We start from the raw sequence: 19,814 nt of genomic DNA, 5'->3' as shown, positions 1-19,814 counted from the left end.
AACGGCTTTTGCACTGAGTGATTGGTATCAAAGGATTGACCCCAAGCATTAAGATAAAATAACAGGGACAGGGATAGATAAAGAGGATAACTATGGATTTTGATAAATTATTACAGCTTATGGTTAAAAAAAACGGTTCAGACCTTTTTATAACCGCTGATGTCCCACCTTCTATGAAGATCAATGGTCAGATACTAGCGATTGGCAAGACACCGCTCACCGCCGAGCAATCTATGACATGGGTCAAAAGCGTGATGACACCAAGTCAAGTTAAAGAGTTTGAGACGACGAACGAGTGTCAATTTGCTATCACTGATAAAGCGCAGCATGCTCGTTTTCGGGTCAGTGCTTTTGTTCAGCGTGATATGGCAGGTATGATTTTACGTAAAATCGAGAATAAGATTCCAACGGTTGAAGAACTGTGCTTACCGCCCTCGCTAAAAGAGCTGGCAATGAAAAAGCGCGGTATTATTCTACTGGTTGGTGCGACAGGAACAGGCAAATCCTCTACCCTTGCGGCTATGATAGGTCATCGTAATCAAAACTCTCACGGTCATATCATTACTATCGAAGACCCTATCGAATTTATTCATGAGCATCGCGGTTGTATTATTACCCAGCGCGAGGTGGGTATCGATACGCTCTCCTTTGAAGCAGGTCTCAAAAATACTTTGCGTCAAGCACCAGATGTCATCTTGATTGGTGAGATTCGTAACCCTGAAGTCATGAGTTATGCCATCCAGTATGCTGAAACGGGACACTTAGTGTTTGCAACCTTGCATGCCAATAATGCCAACCAAGCAATTGATCGTATTATTCATTTTTTTGAAGCTGAGCGGCACAGTCAGCTGCTTATGGATCTATCATTGAACTTGCAAGCAATCGTAGCCCAGCAGCTTATTCCAACGCCTGATGGCGAAAGCTGCCGCGCTGCGGTTGAGATTTTGCTCAATTCAAAACTGATTAGTAGCTGTATTCGTAAAGGTGATATCCACGAAATCAAAGAAGTGATGACGCGCTCACGTGATAGCAATATGCAAACCTTTGATCAGGCACTGCTCGACTTGTATGAAGAGGGTGAGATCACTTACGAAGATGCGATCATGCATGCGGACTCTGCTAACGACCTACGCCTAAAAATCAAGCTAAGTGGCAAAAATCGCGGCGAAAAAACGGATGAAGATTCTGATGGATTGTCATTGGTCGTCAATTAAATTCTTCATTAGTACTAAAAAAACAGCGCTCGAAGTGAGCGCTGTTTTTATTGAATCAAAATCTGCTATCTTGCGTTGTCTTGGCATTCTTTATTGCCACAAATACCGTAAAGCACCAACGAATGACCTGACAATTTAAAACCATGCTCTTTGGCAACTTTGAGCTGCTCCTCTTCAATAGTTTCATTATGAAACTCAACGATCTTGCCGCAAACATCACAAACTAGGTGGTCATGATGCTCCTCTTGCGTGATCTCAAAGACGGATAGGTTATTTTCAAAATTATGGCGCTCAACGATTCCTGCTTGTTCAAACTGAGTTAATACGCGGTATACGGTAGCCAAGCCCACATCTTCGCCTTGCCCTATTAGCGCTTTGTATACTTCTTCTGCACTCATATGATGCATCTCTGCTCGCTCAAGCAGCTCTAATATTTTGATACGCGGTAATGTAACTTTTAAACCCGCTTTACGTAGATCTTGATTGGTAAAAGACATAGTACTCCTTCTAACGGTCGAAGTTTTAGCAACGGATTGGGTACTTTTATTACGGTAAAATCACTCATAATGAGCATATTATTTTATGACGGGCATTATAGCTACCAAAGCGCAAGTCCATGAATCTAATATAAAAACAGCTTATCATCTTATAGAGTATTTGGTAAATAATGACGTAAGTAGTAGGCAATATCCTGTAAATGACGTATCATTTGTCCAAGATTGTCGGTAGAGTGTCACCTATCGCGCCTAATCCATCTTTAATGAGTCATCTTATCATGATAAAGTCATCAACCTCTCGATTGTTTTATGCTCTGCCACTAAGCGTGTTACGCAAAGCGGCTACTATCAGCCTACTGAGCGCATCAGTTGCTATGTCTGGCTGCTCTTTGCTCAGCGTATACAAGATAGACTTGCCGCAAGGGACTCCTATCACTCAAGTACAAGCGCAAAAGATTCAAGTAGGTATGAATCAAAACCAGGTACTATATGCCTTGGGTAGCCCCGCTATCAAAGATACTTTAGCGCCCGATCGTTGGGATTATATTTATGACTACAAGGCAGGTACTGAAGGCGAAAGAAAAGGTATAGCCGATGTCAAAAACGCCAGTCAGCACCTGATTGTTTATTTTGATGATAGGGGTATTGTTACTCGTATTGAGGGTATAGAGACCCTTCCCGTATCTTAGAACCGTTTAGGATTGGATAGCCATAGATACTTTTTGGTAGTTATAGCGACTTAACGATCAGATTTATTTTTGCGCTGAGACATTGGGTCAGCGCTTAAACTCCGATATATCTCGATACGATCAAAGGGCTGTAATAGATAGCTCAGTGGCTGCTTTTGCGAATAAATACCAACGTGCCAGCGCTTCGCCGCTGGCACTGTTGTCTCTGCTACCTGCTCACACCAAGAGGCCAACGCTGCAAACTTTGTCAGCCATCCTGATTGTGCTAATGCTTCATACAGCACCGTTCCCTCTACAACCTCAAGCGTAGTATAGTGCTGGTGCTGCTCGTCTTCAGCATAAGCTAAATATACGGTTATCGTCTCTAAGTTTTTGATCTGACTTGCTATCAGCTCAACCATTGCATCATCCATCCTACTAGAGCCAATATCAGGGCTAGAGGAACGATTAAGCGTATAGCCACACGCCATAAGTTATAAAATGCTTCATTACTAAAATTTAGTGATTTGCGTAAGTGACTGATTTTCATCTGCCATCCTGCAAATACGGACAATAATAAGACAGCAATAGTGCTAACAATAACCAGCAGTCCAACCAACCAAGTCGATGGCACGACTACCGTCAGTAGCACTCCTAGTACAAGTGTTATCAGTAAGCTGGCAATAACACCAAATTTGTGGCTCAGTTGCTGAGCGGCGTAATGCAATAAATAACTGGCGACAAAGATCACCCCTACTCCATACAGCAATTTAGCTATCGGTGGCAGGCTCAGTCCGCTGATAAATAGCGCTATAACCCCAACGATAAGCTGCAGCATCCAAATCGGTAATACTAGTTTGGTCGCACGATAGACAGTAGAGCGGTTTGAAGCATGGGCTGTTGGAGTGTTATCACCACTATCATTCTGTGATGCTACTGCACTGACCACTTGCTTGGCGACTAAGTTCTGAGCGAACCAATAGAGTCCAGTACCTGCGCCAACGCTGACTAACGCCAAAGCCACTGCACGAGCCCACTCTCTTAAACTGACATTGGTCATCGCAAACTCAATCTGAGGTAGACCGTTGACCACTCCAAGTAACAGACCTAGTACCATAAGACCAAGACCTATAGGTAGAGGTGCTACGCCCAGTAAACTTAACAGTACTGCTACTACCATTAGACCTGCAGCAATTGCAAAGCTTGGAATAGCAGGAGCACTATCAAGTGCATTAAGGCCTGTCATAATGCCATCAGCTGATCCTGATATGACTAGTGCTGCGATTACGATAGAGACAAGGGCTGCCAACCAACCAAAACTACGCCATAATGGACTAGCATCTGCCTCTCTCGTCAGTTTTTGCATACCAGCTATCGGCGCATCAATACTACGATAAGCCAAGGCAATCTCAGCATACACTACAGGCAATGACACTAGTATCATAGCTAGTAGCCATAGCAGCCAAAAATCAATCTCACCAATAGCAGTAGGTGCAAACCAACGAAAGAGTAGCAGTGGCAAAAGAGCGGCAACAAAATAAGAAGCGTAGCGAATCATGATAATCTCAACCAAAAGGAGCAAATAAGAATAGTAAAGCTATAATGATAAAAAAACCCCGATAACGGGGCTTTATAATTCAGTAAAAAAAGGCGCTAAAAGTCTTAGTGAACCGCGCTAATATAATCTGACAAGATACGAATATCGCGATCTGACAATCTTGAAGCAACCGTTTGCATCATGCCTTTCTCGCCCTTTTTTGCGGCATCATTGTAACGCATCTGAGCATCGCCATCGACATCGTCTTCACGGCCTGCAGCGCGGAAAAGCTTGAGCTGTGTTGAGATGTATTCAGCATGCTGTCCACCTAAGCGCGGAAATGCAGCCCATGCATTGCCAGCAGCATCAGGCCCATGACAGCCAGCGCAGCCGATGACATTACGTGATTTAGCGCCGCCAAGGAACAGTTTGGTCGCTTCTTGATGAGTGGCAGGATTACCAAAACCTACGCTCCATGGCGCTTGTGAAGAGTAGTAAGCTGCGACGTTTGCCATATCTTGCTGTGATAAGTTGGCAACTTGTGATTGCATAATACCGTTGACACGATAGCCTGACTTAAAGTTGACCAGCTGCTTGTATAAATACTTGACGTTTTGTCCGCCAAGATTTGGCTGTGTTGGAATCGGGCTAACGCCGTCAACGCCGTGGCAAGCGGCACATACAGTTTCCGCGATCTGTTTACCCGCATTGATATCGTGTTCAGGGACAATAATAGCAGCGTGGGCGCTGAAACTTGCAACACATAAGCTGGCGGCAGCAATTAACTTTTTCATTGATAAAAATCCTACTGGCTCGGCATAAGCGTAATTTGAGATAGACAGTGACCGTTTAGTGCATCAGCTCAACAGGGTAAGTTGAAATGATGTTTTATGTCTACTAACTAAAGGTGTAAAATCACTAGTTTTTGACTATAAAATTTTGATTGTCTACTATTCAAAATAACTTACTGATATCAGGGTTTATTTATAAATATTATAGCAAGACTTTGTAGTATTTGCCTACTTAATCCTAGCACCCTATGGTTTTTCTACCAATTGATCTTGGTAGACTCTATCGGATAGTTTCACTTAAGTGGCTTTGATTATTTGGCCATATGCTTTATTAACTGGCGGTAATCCTCGTCGCTACAAGTCTCGCACAAGCCGCCTGCTGGCATTTGGGTCATACCGTTTTTGACAGAATCGATAAGCGTAGGCATGCCCTTTTGCTGTATGAGTTTTTGCCATTTAGCGCTATCGCCTTTTTTGATAGCCTTCAGAGCGCCACTGTTATGACAAGCGGCGCAAGAGTCATCATAGATAGCCTCTATGTCAGCTGCATAAACGCCTGTTGTCATCGCTAAGCTCATGATCCCTATAATACTGCTACTGACTAATAGACGTTTGGCTCTATATAAGCCTATCGATGATGATTTGATCAAAAGTGTGGTGACAATATTCATGGAACACCTCCTTCCTTGTTCAATTATCGTTCAATTATCATTGTAACCAAATATGTCAACATAAGGTAGACTTATCAAGTTTGGCTTTGGTAAGTCGCAAATAGACGGATTACGCAGGCTCGTCACGCCGCCTTTAATAATTTTGCTAAGCCGCTATCTTTTTTAATGTTATGCTGCATCTATACCTCATTACCTATTCAAGCCAAATTTTATTTTTACAATAACGAGTCACTTATGAGTACCCCGTTCAACGATGTTGCTGCTGAAGATGCGGTTTTTAATACCAAGTCTCGTCAGCGTATACAGCAAACTGAGTTTATGACCTCAGCACCTACTTTTCGACTTTGTCCTCCTGATGTGGGCTTCGAAGTTGCTTTTGCTGGACGCTCAAATGCAGGTAAGTCTTCAGCGATCAACGCGCTTACCAATCAGCGTCAGCTAGCGCGCTCATCAAAAACGCCTGGGCGCACGCAGATGATTAACTTTTTTAGTATTGGTGATACTGATACTCGTCTGGTTGATTTGCCAGGTTATGGCTACGCAGCCGTTCCGCTTGAGATGAAAAAAGAGTGGCAGGTCGAGCTTGAAGAGTACTTAGTATCCCGTTCAAGTTTGGCGGGTCTAGTGCTCATGAGCGACATCCGTCATCCGCTCAAATTTTTTGATGAGCAAATGCTACATTGGGCCAAAGACGGAGAGTTACCGGTTCACATCTTGTTGACCAAAGCGGATAAGCTCAAATATGGCGCTTCCAAAAACGCCTTACTGAATACTCGCAAAAGACTAAAAGAGCTGAGTCTTGACTGTACTATTCAGCTATTCTCCGCCCTCAGAAAAGAAGGTCTTGATGAATTGGCTGGGGTGATGGGTCATTGGTATGAATACAAGCTCAATAAGGATAATGCCCTTGAATACCCTATTCATGCAAATGATGCGCAGATTTTAGACGTAGAAGAAACTGCTGAACAGGATCAGCCAGCAAAATAAGTTATTTGTTGCTGATTAATTTTAAAAAAGGGTTATCGCTATTAACGATAACCCTTTTTTTTACCTAAAAAACACACTTAACCAGACAAAATCTCAGCTAACTCTTGCGGTGAGTCAACCTGATAAGTGGGGTTTTGCTCTGCAAGAGTACTGCTAGACGCCGCACCATAATTGACCGCGATACTCATCATACCAAGCGCATTTGCCATTTGAATATCGTAGATACTATCACCGATAAATACGGCATCAGATACGTGCTGCCGCGTATGATTTAAAATATCACTGAGCATCTGCGGATCAGGTTTAGAGCCTGACTCATCTGTGCTGCGCGTAATCGCAAAGTAATGATGGCTGTTTGACGCATCCAAAACTCTATCAAGTCCTTGACGCTTTTTTCCTGTTGCTACAGCAAGGATTTTGCCGCGCTGCTGTAGCGTTTTTAGCATGTGCTCTATTGAGTCAAAAAAAGGCGTGCAATGACTGTTAGCGACATAATGCGCGACATAACTGTGTTGAATATCCTGTTTTTGAGTATCAGATGCTTTGGGGTACAAGATATCGATACCCTTCATCAAACTAAGTCCAATGATGACTTTTACAGCGTCATCTGTCGTATCAAAACCATGCGCCTCTCCTGCGATATGCATAGACTCAACGATAAGCCCTATAGAATCCATTAAGGTGCCGTCCCAATCAAAGATCATTAAAGATTTATCGGATGGACGACTTATTAGTGGTGAATCTTGAATAGAGAGCATAGTGTTATTTGCGTTATTATTTTTATTCATAGCTAACCTTTATAGCATATAAAAATGGCTTGCCAGTATAGTGAGCAAGCCATTATCGATGTTGTATCTGTGTTAGTTTGAGTAGTCTTGCTTGCCTAGTTATTGCGGCAAGTTATTGTGGCAACGTTTGGTCATTGGGTATTAGCGCGAGGAGCTCTTCAGGCAGCGGCGCGGTAATCGGATCATAACCTGGGATGTCTAAGCGCCAAGCATGCAAGCACAAGCGATGTACACCTGATTTGTCATGGACATGGTATTTGTCATCGCCCAAAATCGCATGGCCAATATGCGCTAGATGTACGCGTATCTGATGGGTGCGTCCGGTCAGTGGCTTGGCTTCTATTAGGCTTACTGGCTGATTGTTCAAGGTAAAACGCGCGTGAACGCTGATATCCGTTTGGCTCTCTTTGGCTTGCTCATCTTTGGCATCAACCTTGACTCGGCGCTCACCACTTGCCACCGTATAGCGCAATAATGGCGCATCGATACGCAGCTCACCTAGCGCAGGCTGACCTTTGGCTAGACACAAATAATGCTTTTGAATGGTTTTGTCGACTAGATGCTGTTGCAAGGCTTTGAGCGTTGAGCGCTTCTTAGAAATCATAAGCAGCCCTGAGGTGTCTTTATCGATACGATGTATCAACTCTAGGTACTTTTTGCCTGTGACTTCGCGCATCGCCTCAATAACTCCAAAATTGAGGCCACTACCACCATGTACAGCGATCCCTGAGGGTTTATTGAGCACTATCAGACCCTCATCTTCATACACCACACGTGCCAGCAAGCTTTTGGCAAATTCAGCGCTGATAATCGGTTTTTCTCGGGTTGCTAGCTGTACAGGCGCGATACGCACCACATCTTCACGCTGTAATCTATCATGCGCTTTACAGCGCTTATTATTCACTCGAATCTCATCGGAGCGAATCATCTTGTAGATGTGCGATTTTGGCAGACCTTTGAGGCGGTTAAGCAAAAAGTTATCCAAGCGCTGATCGTGCTGATGGCGGGTAACCTCAAGATAATTTACTTTTTCAAAGTTTCCGATCTCATCATCTGCGCTTTGGGGGCGAGTCTTACTATTGAAGATAGCAGGGGCTTGATGAAGGCTTTCGTTGTTTGTCGTTACTTGATTTGTCATTTTTAGTTAGGTATTTACACAAAGATTTGCTATAGTTTAGCATGTTGAGCACGGGTGGCGGTAACGTTACGCGTCTCATCCGATTTTAAAGTATAACTGTGACACCCCATTAAACCCTTTTTTTACTTAACACGCGCACAACGACACTTTGATTTGTTTTATGGCCTTACAAGCCATTTATTGTGATCATTTAGACGGCGCAGTTGAGCAAGTTTAAGCAGATAAGTTACTTTTAGCTGCCTACGTGTTGGCGGTCAAACATAATCGATAGCAGCTTACTGATAGATTGTGACCATTGGATAGTGACAATAACCCTACCCTCAAGTCTCAAAGCTATCTTAAAGCCTAGTCTTAGCCTTACAAGCCGGACTTTTATTTTGTTTGCCAAGTACGCCCCGCTGATAATAAGCAAAGCTATAAAGAGTAATTTTACTGTTTTTGATAGACGTTTTATTCGTCAAAATAATAGATAACCCTATAAAAGTCTGAACTGAGCATCAAGGATTTACAACCCTTATTATCAGACTATCGCTTAGTGCGATAAGACAACTAAAAATTATTGATTACTGGTACTGGCATGACGCCATCTGACAACCCTTTTAATAGCGCCGTTTGAGTAATAATACCAAGCTGCTCGATCAGATTTGATTATTTATGTACTGCCTAACACCCAATGCATAATGCATCTGCTAACAACGGATACAAAAAACTAGAAATAGTGAATCACTACTCGTCATGTACGACTGAATTATACAGCTCAAATGAGCACTCTATTTATCGCTACATTGTTGTATCAAGCCCATAAATAGCTAGCTTATAAAGAAAGTATAAAAACAGACAATTTATAGAGTTACGATCTATATCTTCTGTGCCAATCAATAACATTATGCCTAGCATCTGAGTCTTAACTCAAAAAGCATAAGCATAAACTGTCAAATAGGCCTCGTTATTATCTTACGATAAAACGTCTACGATCGCGATAATTAGTCATCGCACTTGCCACTGAGCTTACCTGTATACCGTCGTTACTGTGCGTCCTCATAGGATATAAATATGAAACGCATTTTAATTAACGCCACTCAAAACGAAGAGATTCGTGTTGCCCTCTGTAAAGGCAATCATCTATACGATTTTGATTTAGAAAACCGTACTCGTGAACAAAAAAAATCCAACATATATAAAGGCCATGTGACTCGTGTTGAGCCTTCATTAGAAGCGGTGTTCGTTGAATATGGCTCACAGCGCCAAGGGTTCCTGCCTATTCGTGAAATATCAAGCGAGTATCTGAGCGGCAATCCGCGTGATGAAAATATCAAAAAACTCATCAAAGAAGGCGATGAGCTGATCGTACAAGTTGAAAAAGAAGAGCGCGGTAACAAAGGCGCTGCCCTTTCGACTTATGTGTCATTAGCGGGTCGCTACTTGGTACTAATGCCAAACAACCCTCGCGGCGGCGGAATCTCTCGTCAAATCTCAGGCAAACTGCGTGAAGACATGAAGCGTATGCTGAGCAACCTCGATCTGCCAAAGGGCATGAGCGTTATTATCCGTACAGCAGGTATTGGTAAGACACAAGAGGACTTGCAACACGATCTAAATCATCTGCTCAATATCTGGCAAGCCATTCAGGAACAAAACCAAAAATATCCTTCACCGCGTCTTGTGCATCAAGAGGCTGGCGTCGTTACGCGTGCGGTTCGAGACTATTTGCGTGATGACATCACTGAGATTTGGATCGATAACGAAAACGCTTATATTGAAGCGGCAGGCTTCATCGATGCGGTCATGCCAAAACAAGCTGAAAAACTGCGCAAGTATACCGATTATGAGCCGATGTTCTCACGCTTTAATATCGAAAAACAAATCGAGACTGCCTATCAGCGTGAAGTGCGCCTGCCATCAGGCGGCTCAATCGTTATCGACCAAACTGAAGCCTTGGTCTCTATCGATATCAACTCCGCTAAGTCGACCAAAGGCTCAGATGTCGCTGAGACGGCTTATCATACCAACTTAGAAGCCGCCGATGAGATTGCTCGTCAATTGCGTCTGCGCGATATGGGTGGTCTTATTGTCATTGATTTCATTGATATGAATGACAATAAGAACCAAAAAGAGGTCGAAAAACGTCTGATTGATGCGACAAAATACGATCGCGCGCGTGTTCAATTTGGTGAGATCTCTAAGTTTGGGCTCATGGAGATGAGCCGTCAGCGCCTGCGTCCGTCGCTAGAAGAATCAACAGGCTATATCTGTCCGCGCTGTCATGGCAACGGTATGATTCGTGACCTGCGTTCTTTGTCGCTATCGATTATGCGTCAAATTGAGCAGATTGCACTAAAAGAGCGCCAAGGTGAGGTGCAAGCCGAAGTACCGACTGATATCGCAGCTTTTTTGCTTAACGAAAAACGCGATGCCTTAGTATATCTGGAGCAAGATAGCGGTACCCGTATTACTATTTTGCCACATGCGCATCTGGAATCACCGAACTTCAAATTGCACTTTAACCGTGATGGTTTTGCGCCTTCAAGTTATGAGCGCATCACTGATACGCAGCAGCAAGAGCATAGTGATTTGGGCTATGATGTCGACTGGCAAACCGCTGATTCGGTGCGTCCAGAGCAGCAGCCTACTCGTCAACCGCGAGCGTCATCAAGCGCTCAAAATAGCGCATCAAATACTCAAAAACCATCCGCGCAGAGCAATAAGCAAACTGGTCAATCAGCAAACCCGCATCACAATAGTCAGAGTACGACTCAGGACAACTCTACTGAGCGTAGCAATGATCACCGTAGCAAAAACAGTACCGTAGCGAACCAGCAAGCTAGTGTCCAAGTAGCACCTAGTCAGCAACCTGACAACACTGCCGCCGCTCAGCCGCAAGCGGTCGCTTGGTTATCGAACCTGTTCTCACAAGCACCGCAAGCGCAGACCACGCGCAGCGTCAGTAGCCATGATGCAGCTGAAGCCATTGAAGCTATTGTCAATACGGGTGCTCAGAGCCGAGGTACTTTCGGTCAAGTGAATGACCAAGCCTTGAGCGGTAGTCAAGATACCTCCAACTTACAAGCTGACAGTCAAAACAAGCCTCAGCAAACGCGCCGCTCGGACAATGATCATGACGATGAAAGCAGTGACGATAGACGTCGTCGCAAAACGCGTAAATCAAGATCCTCAAAACCGCGTCAGAGAAAAGAGACGCGCGATGAGACTATTGACGTCGCTGATAGTGATACCAATCAGGCTGATAGCACTAGCGACGATAACGCTCAGAACAATGCTCAAAATAAACGTCAAGATAATCGACGTGGTAGCAATCGCAATAGCCGTCACTCTCAAAACACTCGACAAGACCAAAGCGAGCGCCCCGATACGGAGCAAAAAAACGCTGATACGTCTAATGAGCAAACTCGTAGCAAACGCAAGTCCCATAGTCAGCGCGGTTCACGTGGCACCCTTGAGCGCGCTGAAACGCTAACGTCTAATGAGACTAAGCAAGATAATAACTCTAAAAGATCTGAGAATAGCAAAACGTCCAGTCAGGCGCGGCGCAACCAAGATCCCAATGAAGTCACCTTGCAAGTGAACGAATCGCCAGTCAAATTAAAGACGCCAGAGGTGGTTCATCTCTCCTTGGATGACAGTAAGACAAAGTCGGCAGACAAACAAACAGCTACAGACAATGACTCGTCGAACTCCAACCAAGTTAAGGGTCGGGTTGAAGATCAAACTGAAGACCAAATCGAAAACAAAACATCAAGCACTGTAGCAACAGAAAGTCGCACAAAAGACAATCAAGATGAGTCGTCTACTGTCAAAACTGAGAAACTACCTTCAGATACCAGTTCCACTCAAAACGAGCAAGTGACTGACACACTGTCTGATGAGAGTGCTCAGGATCAGTCAAAGGCAAAAACCCAAGCGTCAGCAGAGTCCAATGCTGCTGAAAATTCAACAACCGTGGTCGCACCAAAAATATCAGAAACATCGCAGACTGATGAGAGCATCCTAATCAATGATCAAGCCGATACAGCAACTAGTACGCTTGACTTTGGTCGTGATGAGCTTTTTGCTGCCCGTTACGTGACTGCCAATAAGTTCGGTCAAGCCAGTAACGATCCACGTGTCGTGCGTCGTCAGCAGGCGCAGCCCGTCATGCCAGCAGATACGCAGGTTGCAGATACCTCTACTGCCATGCCAACTATAAGTGGTACCGTCGGCAGGTTCATCCATGCGCTACTACCAAAGGCAGAAGCGCGTTTGGCAGAAGATGGTGTGATTAACTGCTTTATTGAGGCTATCGCTATACATAAAGCAAAAGCACAACCGACAACTGACGAGCAAAGCGTTGATGCTAGCGAGTCTGACCATAGTGAGCCTAGTTCTACTAACTTTGACTTTAGTAACTATGGTTATGACCCTCTGAGCGCTGATTACTTGACACGTTTCGATACGATGATCCAAGCTGTCAGTCAGTTCGCAGCAGCACAAGGCAAGACTGAAGCAACACCTAAGGCTATCGGTCAGCGTGCGAGCAATGATCCGCGTGGTCAGCATCCTGAGTATCAGACAAACACGGCAGCTAGCAGCGCACCGGTAGATAAGCCTGAGATGGATATCGAAGAGGTGAAAACTAGTAAACGCAATGTAGCAGCGGATGATATTGCTGCTACAGCTTTGAGTAGTCAAGCACAGGCAGATGATGTGACAGAGGATAGCGAAAAACTGCTAATCGCTGATAACAGTGCTGAAACTGACGAAGCGCAAAACGTGGCTGAAGGTAGTAAAGCAGTTCGAGATGACGCTCAGACAAGTAAATCAAAAACGACGATTGCCAGTTACAAGAACATGATTGAGAACGTGGCAGAACAATTGTTACCGCAGTCGGGCATGTTCAACCTAACTACGCCCAAAGTGCCAAAGGCTCGTAGTCGTAAGCCTAAGACAGATCATAAGAAGCCAACGCAAGTCGAACAAGCAGATGCCAATAGCTCAGACAATGAGCAGCTGAATGATAGCGATAGTACAGACTAGGTCGTCATTCATAAAAAAGCCCCAAAGCTCAAACGAGCTTTGGGGCTTTTTTATGCTCTGTAAAAAGAGACAGAGACTCATACATAGCTTCGATAAAATTAATGTGCAGCTGACTTATCGCCTCGCATTTTACCCACTATTGTGAATATAGCAACGATGATAGCTCCGATAACAAAACCGATAACACCATTTAGTAGTGCGGTCGTCACACTTTCAAATATACCAGTAAGGTGCGCTAAATCCTCCACGCCATGATATAAAAAATCAATACCATGAACTAAAATACCACCGCCGACCAAGAACATAGCTAACGTACCCGCAATTGATAGGAACTTCATAAGTTTCGGCGCTGCTGCGAACATTACCTTACCTACTTTTTGTTTAATCTGGCCTTCTTGCTCCATCAAGTGCAAACCAGCATCGTCAATCTTGACGATGCCTGCCACCAAACCGTATATACCAACAGTAATGGCAATGGCTAAGATCGATAATACTAAGCTGCGCTCCAACAGGGTAGCACTCGCGGTTGAACCTAAAGCGATGACAATAATCTCAGCAGATAAAATAAAATCGGTACGTATAGCCCCTTTTATCTTTTGCTTCTCAAAGGCGACCAAGTCGACAGTCTCGTCAGCGTTGGCCTGCAGCCGTGCGTTTTGTTCTTCATCATGCGGCAGTACATGTGGCCAAAACCTATGAATGACCTTTTCAGCGCCTTCATAAACCAAAAATAACCCACCGCACATCAGCAAAAAGGTCACAAGCGGCGGATAAATCGCACTGATTAATAGTGCAGCTGGCACCAAAATCAACTTATTGATAAATGAGCCTTTTGCGACAGCCCACACAACAGGCAACTCGCGATTCGCTTTAACGCCACTCACCTGTTCTGCGTTAAGTGCCAAGTCATCACCCAACACGCCAGCAGTTTTTTTGGCGGCAACTTTAGTCATTACTGATACATCGTCCAATATCACGCTAATATCATCAAGAAGAGTTAATAAACTGGCACCTGCCATGGAGATTCCTTAAAATATGAGGGTTAATTAAAAAGCGAAAGCGTTGTAGTCTTTTATAAGAATTAAGAACAGCACTTTTGTCACTATCTATTATGATCAGTGCTATGCTTATTGGAGCTACAGCTGGTTGTATTATATAATAGCAGAACTGTTTGCAACAGATTACCTAGGCATAAAACGATATGACATAGTACAAATGTATCTAATATTAATTGCTTGGCAAACTCATTTAGAGTTACTGGGTATGATACTTGCAAATAACTTACTATAGCCTTTAGTTTCAACGAATTAAAATATGCTAATATAGAGCGCAATATATCCCTCTATTATGTTTTTTGCAGGCATAAGGCTGCTATTGTTACTGCTGTCGCTTGTTTTTACAACTATCGACGACTTTTTATAGTCAACCGTCTAGGTCTATAGACCTACAGGACATCTCATATGAGCTTATTTTCCTTACCGGCCCTACCCACTAAAGCTGCTCCATCGTATACTCAAAAATTGTTTGCTCAGCGTAAATTACCTGCTGCTGTGCTGACGAGCATTTTAACGGTAGCGGTAGCAGGCTGTTCAAACAATACGACCGATACAACTAACAATACCAGTATCATTAGTAGTGCTCAGGCAAAGGAAAGTCAAACGCCTCTCTCTACCGAGAGCGATGCCTCAGTGGTACAAGCCTTACAGAAGAATATTCAAACCTCTGGTATCGAAGGTACAATTTTGTCTGCAATCCCTACAGATATGGATGATATCTACTGGGTTACCGCAGAGGGTTTGCCTTCCTTTTTTACGGATAAATCTGGCAAACATATTATTCAAGGACAGATCGTTGCCGTAGGCGGCGTAGAGCCTGTCGATATCAGTGGTGCGCTGATTGCCAATTCAGCAAAAGAGGCGCTACAAGCAGTTAACAAGAAAGATATGGTAATCTACTCTGCTACGGGCGAGACCAAGTCCATCGTCTATGCTTTTACTGATGCTGATTGTGGCTACTGCCGTAAGCTTCATGAAGAAATGGCAGACATCAATGCTCGCGGTATCGAAGTGCGCTATCTAGCATGGCCGCGTAGCCAAGAGTCCGTCCCCAAGATGGAATCTATCTGGTGTAGCCAAGATCGCAAAGCAGCTATGAACCAGGCAAAAATGGGCGCCAATGTGCAAGCACCAAGCTGTAGCAACCCTGTCGCTGATCAAATGGCATTAGGAGCGAGACTTGGTGTACGCGGGACACCCGCTATATTTACCGAATCAGGTCAGCAAGTTGGTGGCTACCTGCCAGCCGACCAGTTAGCGCAAGCCGTTGCTGCAGCTAGATAATCGTACGATACATAGAGTAGACGCTATGTTCTTTATATCTTATAACTTAAATTGATTTCTTATTTATTAATCTAACCTCTTGAGGATACTGTGAGTAATTCCATCAAATTAGCGATACTTGGCCTAGGAACTGTAGGCACTGGCGTAGTCCACTTAATCAATGACAACCTAAGCGAGCTTAAGCGCCGTAGTGGACGTGATATTATTATTACCGAGGTTGGTACACGTCGTCAGCGCGATGATATTGATACTAGTATCATTCAAAATGATGATTTGATGGCGGTCGCTAGTAGCGACAATGTTGATATTGTTATAGAGTTGATTGGCGGTACGACCCTTGCCAAAGACGTCATCATTCACGCCATCAAACAAGGTAAGCATGTCGTCACAGCTAATAAAGCCTTGCTTGCAGAACATGGTAACGAGATCTTTGCTTTGGCAGACGCTAATAATGTACATGTGGCTTATGAAGCTGCGGTAGCGGGCGGTATCCCTATTATTAAGGTCATGCGTGAAGCGCTTGCCGCGAATAGAATTGATTGGCTGGCTGGCATCATCAACGGTACTGGCAATTTTATTATGACTGAGATGCGTGATAAAGGTCGCCCTTTCGATGATGTTTTGGTAGAAGCGCAAGAATTAGGCTACGCTGAGGCCGATCCAACCTTTGATGTTGAGGGTATCGATGCAGCGCACAAACTAGCGCTACTTGCCTCTATTGCCTTTGGCGTTCCGCTACAGTTTGACAAAGTGTACTGCGAGGGTATCACAGGTATTACCTTACAAGACGTCAATTACGCTGAAGAGCTCGGTTACCGTATCAAGCATTTAGGCTTTGCGGTACGCCGCGATGGCGACGACAATAACGCTGGTATTGAGCTGCGCGTACATCCAACACTTATTCCACAAGACGCCCTGCTCGCTAACGTCAATGGCGTCAAAAACGCGGTGCTAGTCAACTCACATCCGCTAGGCCAAACCTTGTACTGCGGCGATGGTGCTGGTGCCGGAGCTACCGCTTCTGCGGTTATGGCTGATGTTATGGATTTGGTTCGTGTTTTAGGCAGTAATGACAGCTCTGATAATGTTAGTACTAGCAGCCAGTATGTCCCACATTTAGCTTTTATTCCGGAGCAGCTCTCTGATACGCCTATATTGCGCGCTGAGCAAATGACCACCGGCTATTATCTGCGCGTTCATGCTTTTGATCACCCAGGGGTATTGGCAGATATTACTCGTATATTGAGCGATGCAGGTATCAACATTGATGCCATATTACAAAAGCCTGCGCACAAGCTTGGGCAAGTGCCTGTCATTATCTTAACGCTACCTGTTGTTGAGAGCCAAATGAATGTCGCCATTCAAAAAATAGAAAAGCTTGAATCGATCACGGACAAAGTCGTTCGTATTCGTTTAGATGAGCTGGCATAAACATTTGTATTGGCTCTATAGCGGATGTTTTTTATTGAACGCAGTTATTAAACTTCATTACGCTCCACTATTTAGCCTACTTAATAGTCAGCTTACTTGATTTATAGTCGAGTGGTATACATTATAATGGTACGTTTTTTATTATATTTCTCAATAAAGGATAAGTAAGATGTCAAATGACTCGATTGTAATTGTTAATGGTGCTCGTACACCAATGGGCGGTTTTCAAGGCGTACTAAAAGACGTCAGCGCCACAGATTTAGGGGCTGCTGCTATAAAGGCTGCTGTTGAGCGTGCCGGTATTAGTGCTGATAAAATTGATGAAGTGGTTATGGGCTGTATTTTGACCGCAGGTTTAGGTCAAGGTCCTGCTCGTCAGGCCATGCGCAAAGCAGGTTTGCCTGATGCCACTGGCGCTGTGACTATCAACAAGTTGTGCGGCTCTGGTCTCAAAGCGGTTATGCAAGCGCATGACGGTATCAAAGCAGGTAGTTTTGATATTGCGGTCGCAGGTGGTATGGAATCAATGACCAATGCACCCTATCTTATGTTAGGCGCACGTAGCGGCTATCGTATGGGGCATCAAGAAGTCAAAGATCATATGTTCTTGGACGGCTTAGAAGATGCCGAAACAGCCAAACTAATGGGGCAGTTTGCGCAAGAGATGGCTGATGAGAAAGGCTATACACGTGAGCAAATGGATGATTTCGCTATTGAGTCTCTCAATCGTGCACTGACGGCTATCAAAGAAGATCATTTCAAAGACGAAATTACTCCAGTGACCTTTAAGACGCGTAAAGGTGAGCAAACGGTAGATACTGACGAAGAGCCAGGGCTTGCCAACGCTGAACGCATTCCAACACTGCGCCCAGCCTTTGCCAAAGACGGTACGATTACCGCTGCTAATGCCAGCTCTATATCAGATGGCGCGGCAGCTGTCGTGATCATGAAAGAATCACAAGCAGATTCTGACGGCTTAGAGTATCAAGCACGTATTGTCGCTACGGCCTCAAACTCACGTCACCCAAGTGAATTTACGATCGCCCCTGTTGGTGCTATCGAAAAGGTATTAGCCAATGCTGGTTGGTCAGCTAGTGACGTTGATCTTTGGGAAATCAACGAAGCTTTTGCCATGGTCACCATGGCTGCTATCGATGAGTTTAAACTTGATCATGCCAAAGTCAATATTGAAGGCGGTGCTTGCGCTCTTGGTCACCCAGTAGGATGTTCTGGCGCACGTATATTAATTACGCTAATCAATTCACTAAAGCGTACTGGTGGCAAAAAGGGCATTGCGACCCTATGTATCGGTGGCGGCGAGGCTGTTGCAGTAGCTATTGAGTTGCCATAATTAAAGTGCAGCTAGTCTAATGATATGTTTTTTTCGATTACCGCATAGCTAGTAGCTATGCGGTTTTTTGTCGTCTCAAAAATAGGGTCATGCGTCTACAGTTGTAAAAAATCGTTAACTTATACCCATTCCATGTTATGCCCTTTACAGCCTATTACATGCGCTTACTTTCTATGCACACTTTGCTACTTCAGCCCTCTATCGTATAATATATTTGAGTGTTACTCTATTTACAGGTTAATGCAAAGGCTAGCTTATCTTTAGTACAGAAGATCGTACTTCGATACGTACCGCACAAATGATTAGCTGATTAGCTATAAAGATAAAAAAAACAGACTGCTATTATCTTTTTTTATAGTTTTAAAATTCGATAAGCATTAACGGCAGACATACATCTGATATCTTTAGTCGTTGACTATTTATGTATCAGTTAAAATCTATTTATAATTAAGGAAGACAATAATGAGCCAACTAATTCGTTTACAAGATATTCAAGCTACTCATCGTGATGTAATCGGCGATGACTATTATGATCCAACAGGCAAAACTGCCTACGGTGTCAATGAAGAAAAAATTGGCAAAATTGATGGTGCATTAGTAGAAGATACTACAGGTCGTATTCGCTATTTAATCGCCGATGTTGGCGGTTGGTTCAGCTCAAAAGAGGTATTAATTCCAGCAGGTTTAGCTCGTATTGTTGGTGATGATGTATTTTTTGATAGTTTAACCAAGTCTCAAGTAGAAGCTATGGAAGTTTATGACCATGACTACCAATATAGCTATAAAGAGCAGAACGAAAAAGATCGTAAAGCATTCGTTGCAGACACTATTCCTACTGAAGAGCGTATGGAGTTAAATGAGACGTCTTACAATGCTCCAGATACTCTAGAGTTGTTGGAAGAGCGTTTGACAGTAAATAAAGACCGTATCGTAGCAGGTCTAGTAAAAGTAGGTAAGCACGTAGTTACTGAAGAGCGTAACGTTGATGTAGAGTTAGAAGAAGAACACGCTCATATCGAACGTACTAATGTAGATCGTCCGACAGATCGCCGTATTGGTGAAACTGGTACGACAGAAACTATCGCTGTGGAGCTAGAAGCTGAACGTGCTCGCGTCGGTAAAGAGACTTATGTCACTGAAGAAGTGAATGTTGGTAAAACTACCGAGCGTCATACTGAGACTATTGTTGAGACCATTCAGCGCGAAGAGCTTGATATTGACCGTGATGGCAACGTTGTAGATGGTAAAGGCAAATTATACGAAGGCAACGATGTTACTGCCGATGATGTACGCCGCGCTCGTGGTATGTAATACGCAATACTATTATGGCATTATATTTATAGACAATGTAAGCCGTAATAACAAGCAGCT

The 19,814-nt window shown here is 43.9% G+C and carries 16 protein-coding genes; 8 read left to right on the top strand and 8 right to left on the bottom strand.

All coding sequences use genetic code 11. The features are described from left to right. Window positions 1-92 precede the first annotated feature (92 nt). Window positions 93-1,214, top strand: coding sequence for a PilT/PilU family type 4a pilus ATPase (locus tag ACR64G_RS01700; protein WP_435979836.1), 1,122 nt, complete (start codon window positions 93-95; stop codon window positions 1,212-1,214). A gap of 65 nt (window positions 1,215-1,279) precedes the next feature. Here ACR64G_RS01700 and fur read toward each other — a convergent pair whose 3' ends face one another. Then, window positions 1,280-1,711 (bottom strand): ferric iron uptake transcriptional regulator, encoded by a 432-nt coding sequence (gene fur, locus ACR64G_RS01695; RefSeq protein ID WP_435979835.1) that lies wholly within the window; start codon window positions 1,709-1,711, stop codon window positions 1,280-1,282. Between the two features lie 263 nt (window positions 1,712-1,974). Here fur and ACR64G_RS01690 point away from each other — a divergent pair, with 263 nt between their 5' ends. After that, the gene (locus ACR64G_RS01690) at window positions 1,975-2,400 is read left to right on the top strand and encodes an outer membrane protein assembly factor BamE (protein ID WP_435980610.1); all 426 of its coding nucleotides are present in this window, start codon (window positions 1,975-1,977) and stop codon (window positions 2,398-2,400) included. Between the two features lie 50 nt (window positions 2,401-2,450). Here ACR64G_RS01690 and ACR64G_RS01685 read toward each other — a convergent pair whose 3' ends face one another. From ACR64G_RS01685 to ACR64G_RS01670, 4 genes are all read right to left on the bottom strand, one after another. Next, complete coding sequence (locus tag ACR64G_RS01685) at window positions 2,451-2,813, bottom strand: RnfH family protein (protein ID WP_435979834.1); 363 nt, start codon at window positions 2,811-2,813, stop codon at window positions 2,451-2,453. Beyond that, window positions 2,789-3,937: a hypothetical protein gene (locus ACR64G_RS01680; protein ID WP_435979833.1), complete on the bottom strand. Its 1,149-nt coding sequence runs from the start codon at window positions 3,935-3,937 to the stop codon at window positions 2,789-2,791. Before ACR64G_RS01680 ends, ACR64G_RS01685 begins: the two co-directional genes overlap by 25 nt. 104 nt (window positions 3,938-4,041) lie before the next feature. Further along, window positions 4,042-4,710: a c-type cytochrome gene (locus ACR64G_RS01675; protein WP_435979832.1), complete on the bottom strand. Its 669-nt coding sequence runs from the start codon at window positions 4,708-4,710 to the stop codon at window positions 4,042-4,044. Window positions 4,711-5,018: 308 nt separating this feature from the next. Continuing rightward, window positions 5,019-5,378 (bottom strand): c-type cytochrome, encoded by a 360-nt coding sequence (locus ACR64G_RS01670; RefSeq protein ID WP_435979831.1) that lies wholly within the window; start codon window positions 5,376-5,378, stop codon window positions 5,019-5,021. Window positions 5,379-5,612: 234 nt separating this feature from the next. On the opposite strand from ACR64G_RS01670, the gene yihA reads away from it, so the two are divergent. After that, window positions 5,613-6,365 carry a ribosome biogenesis GTP-binding protein YihA/YsxC gene (gene yihA, locus ACR64G_RS01665; protein WP_435979830.1) on the top strand — a complete coding sequence of 251 codons (753 nt, stop codon included), beginning with the start codon at window positions 5,613-5,615 and terminating at the stop codon, window positions 6,363-6,365. A 77-nt stretch (window positions 6,366-6,442) separates the two neighbouring features. Here the strand turns inward: yihA and ACR64G_RS01660 are convergent, their stop codons facing one another. Then, window positions 6,443-7,123: an HAD-IA family hydrolase gene (locus tag ACR64G_RS01660; RefSeq protein WP_435980609.1), complete on the bottom strand. Its 681-nt coding sequence runs from the start codon at window positions 7,121-7,123 to the stop codon at window positions 6,443-6,445. Between the two features lie 142 nt (window positions 7,124-7,265). Continuing rightward, entirely contained in the window at window positions 7,266-8,291 is a 1,026-nt protein-coding gene (locus ACR64G_RS01655) for an RluA family pseudouridine synthase (RefSeq protein WP_435979829.1), read from the bottom strand. A 1,053-nt stretch (window positions 8,292-9,344) separates the two neighbouring features. Here ACR64G_RS01655 and ACR64G_RS01650 point away from each other — a divergent pair. Further along, complete coding sequence (locus ACR64G_RS01650) at window positions 9,345-13,322, top strand: Rne/Rng family ribonuclease (protein WP_435979828.1); 3,978 nt, start codon at window positions 9,345-9,347, stop codon at window positions 13,320-13,322. Window positions 13,323-13,420: 98 nt separating this feature from the next. Here ACR64G_RS01650 and ACR64G_RS01645 read toward each other — a convergent pair whose 3' ends face one another. Next, window positions 13,421-14,341, bottom strand: a complete 921-nt coding sequence (locus tag ACR64G_RS01645) for a DUF808 domain-containing protein (RefSeq protein WP_435979827.1) — start codon at window positions 14,339-14,341, stop codon at window positions 13,421-13,423. Window positions 14,342-14,782: 441 nt separating this feature from the next. On the opposite strand from ACR64G_RS01645, the gene ACR64G_RS01640 reads away from it, so the two are divergent. From ACR64G_RS01640 to ACR64G_RS01625, 4 genes are all read left to right on the top strand, one after another. Further along, a complete protein-coding gene (locus ACR64G_RS01640; protein ID WP_435979826.1) occupies window positions 14,783-15,661 on the top strand; it encodes a DsbC family protein in 879 nt (292 codons plus the stop codon). A gap of 90 nt (window positions 15,662-15,751) precedes the next feature. After that, window positions 15,752-17,092 (top strand): homoserine dehydrogenase, encoded by a 1,341-nt coding sequence (locus ACR64G_RS01635; RefSeq protein WP_435979825.1) that lies wholly within the window; start codon window positions 15,752-15,754, stop codon window positions 17,090-17,092. Between the two features lie 169 nt (window positions 17,093-17,261). Beyond that, window positions 17,262-18,443, top strand: a complete 1,182-nt coding sequence (locus ACR64G_RS01630) for a thiolase family protein (RefSeq protein WP_435979824.1) — start codon at window positions 17,262-17,264, stop codon at window positions 18,441-18,443. Between the two features lie 462 nt (window positions 18,444-18,905). Continuing rightward, entirely contained in the window at window positions 18,906-19,754 is an 849-nt protein-coding gene (locus ACR64G_RS01625) for a DUF2382 domain-containing protein (RefSeq protein ID WP_435979823.1), read from the top strand. Window positions 19,755-19,814: the final 60 nt, after the last annotated feature.

Origin of the sequence: Psychrobacter sp. DM4, assembly GCF_051307035.1 — a bacterium.
GTDB lineage: Bacteria > Pseudomonadota > Gammaproteobacteria > Pseudomonadales > Moraxellaceae > Psychrobacter.
Note: the sequence above shows the minus strand (reverse complement) of the source record. Positions and strands in the feature narration are given on the sequence as shown.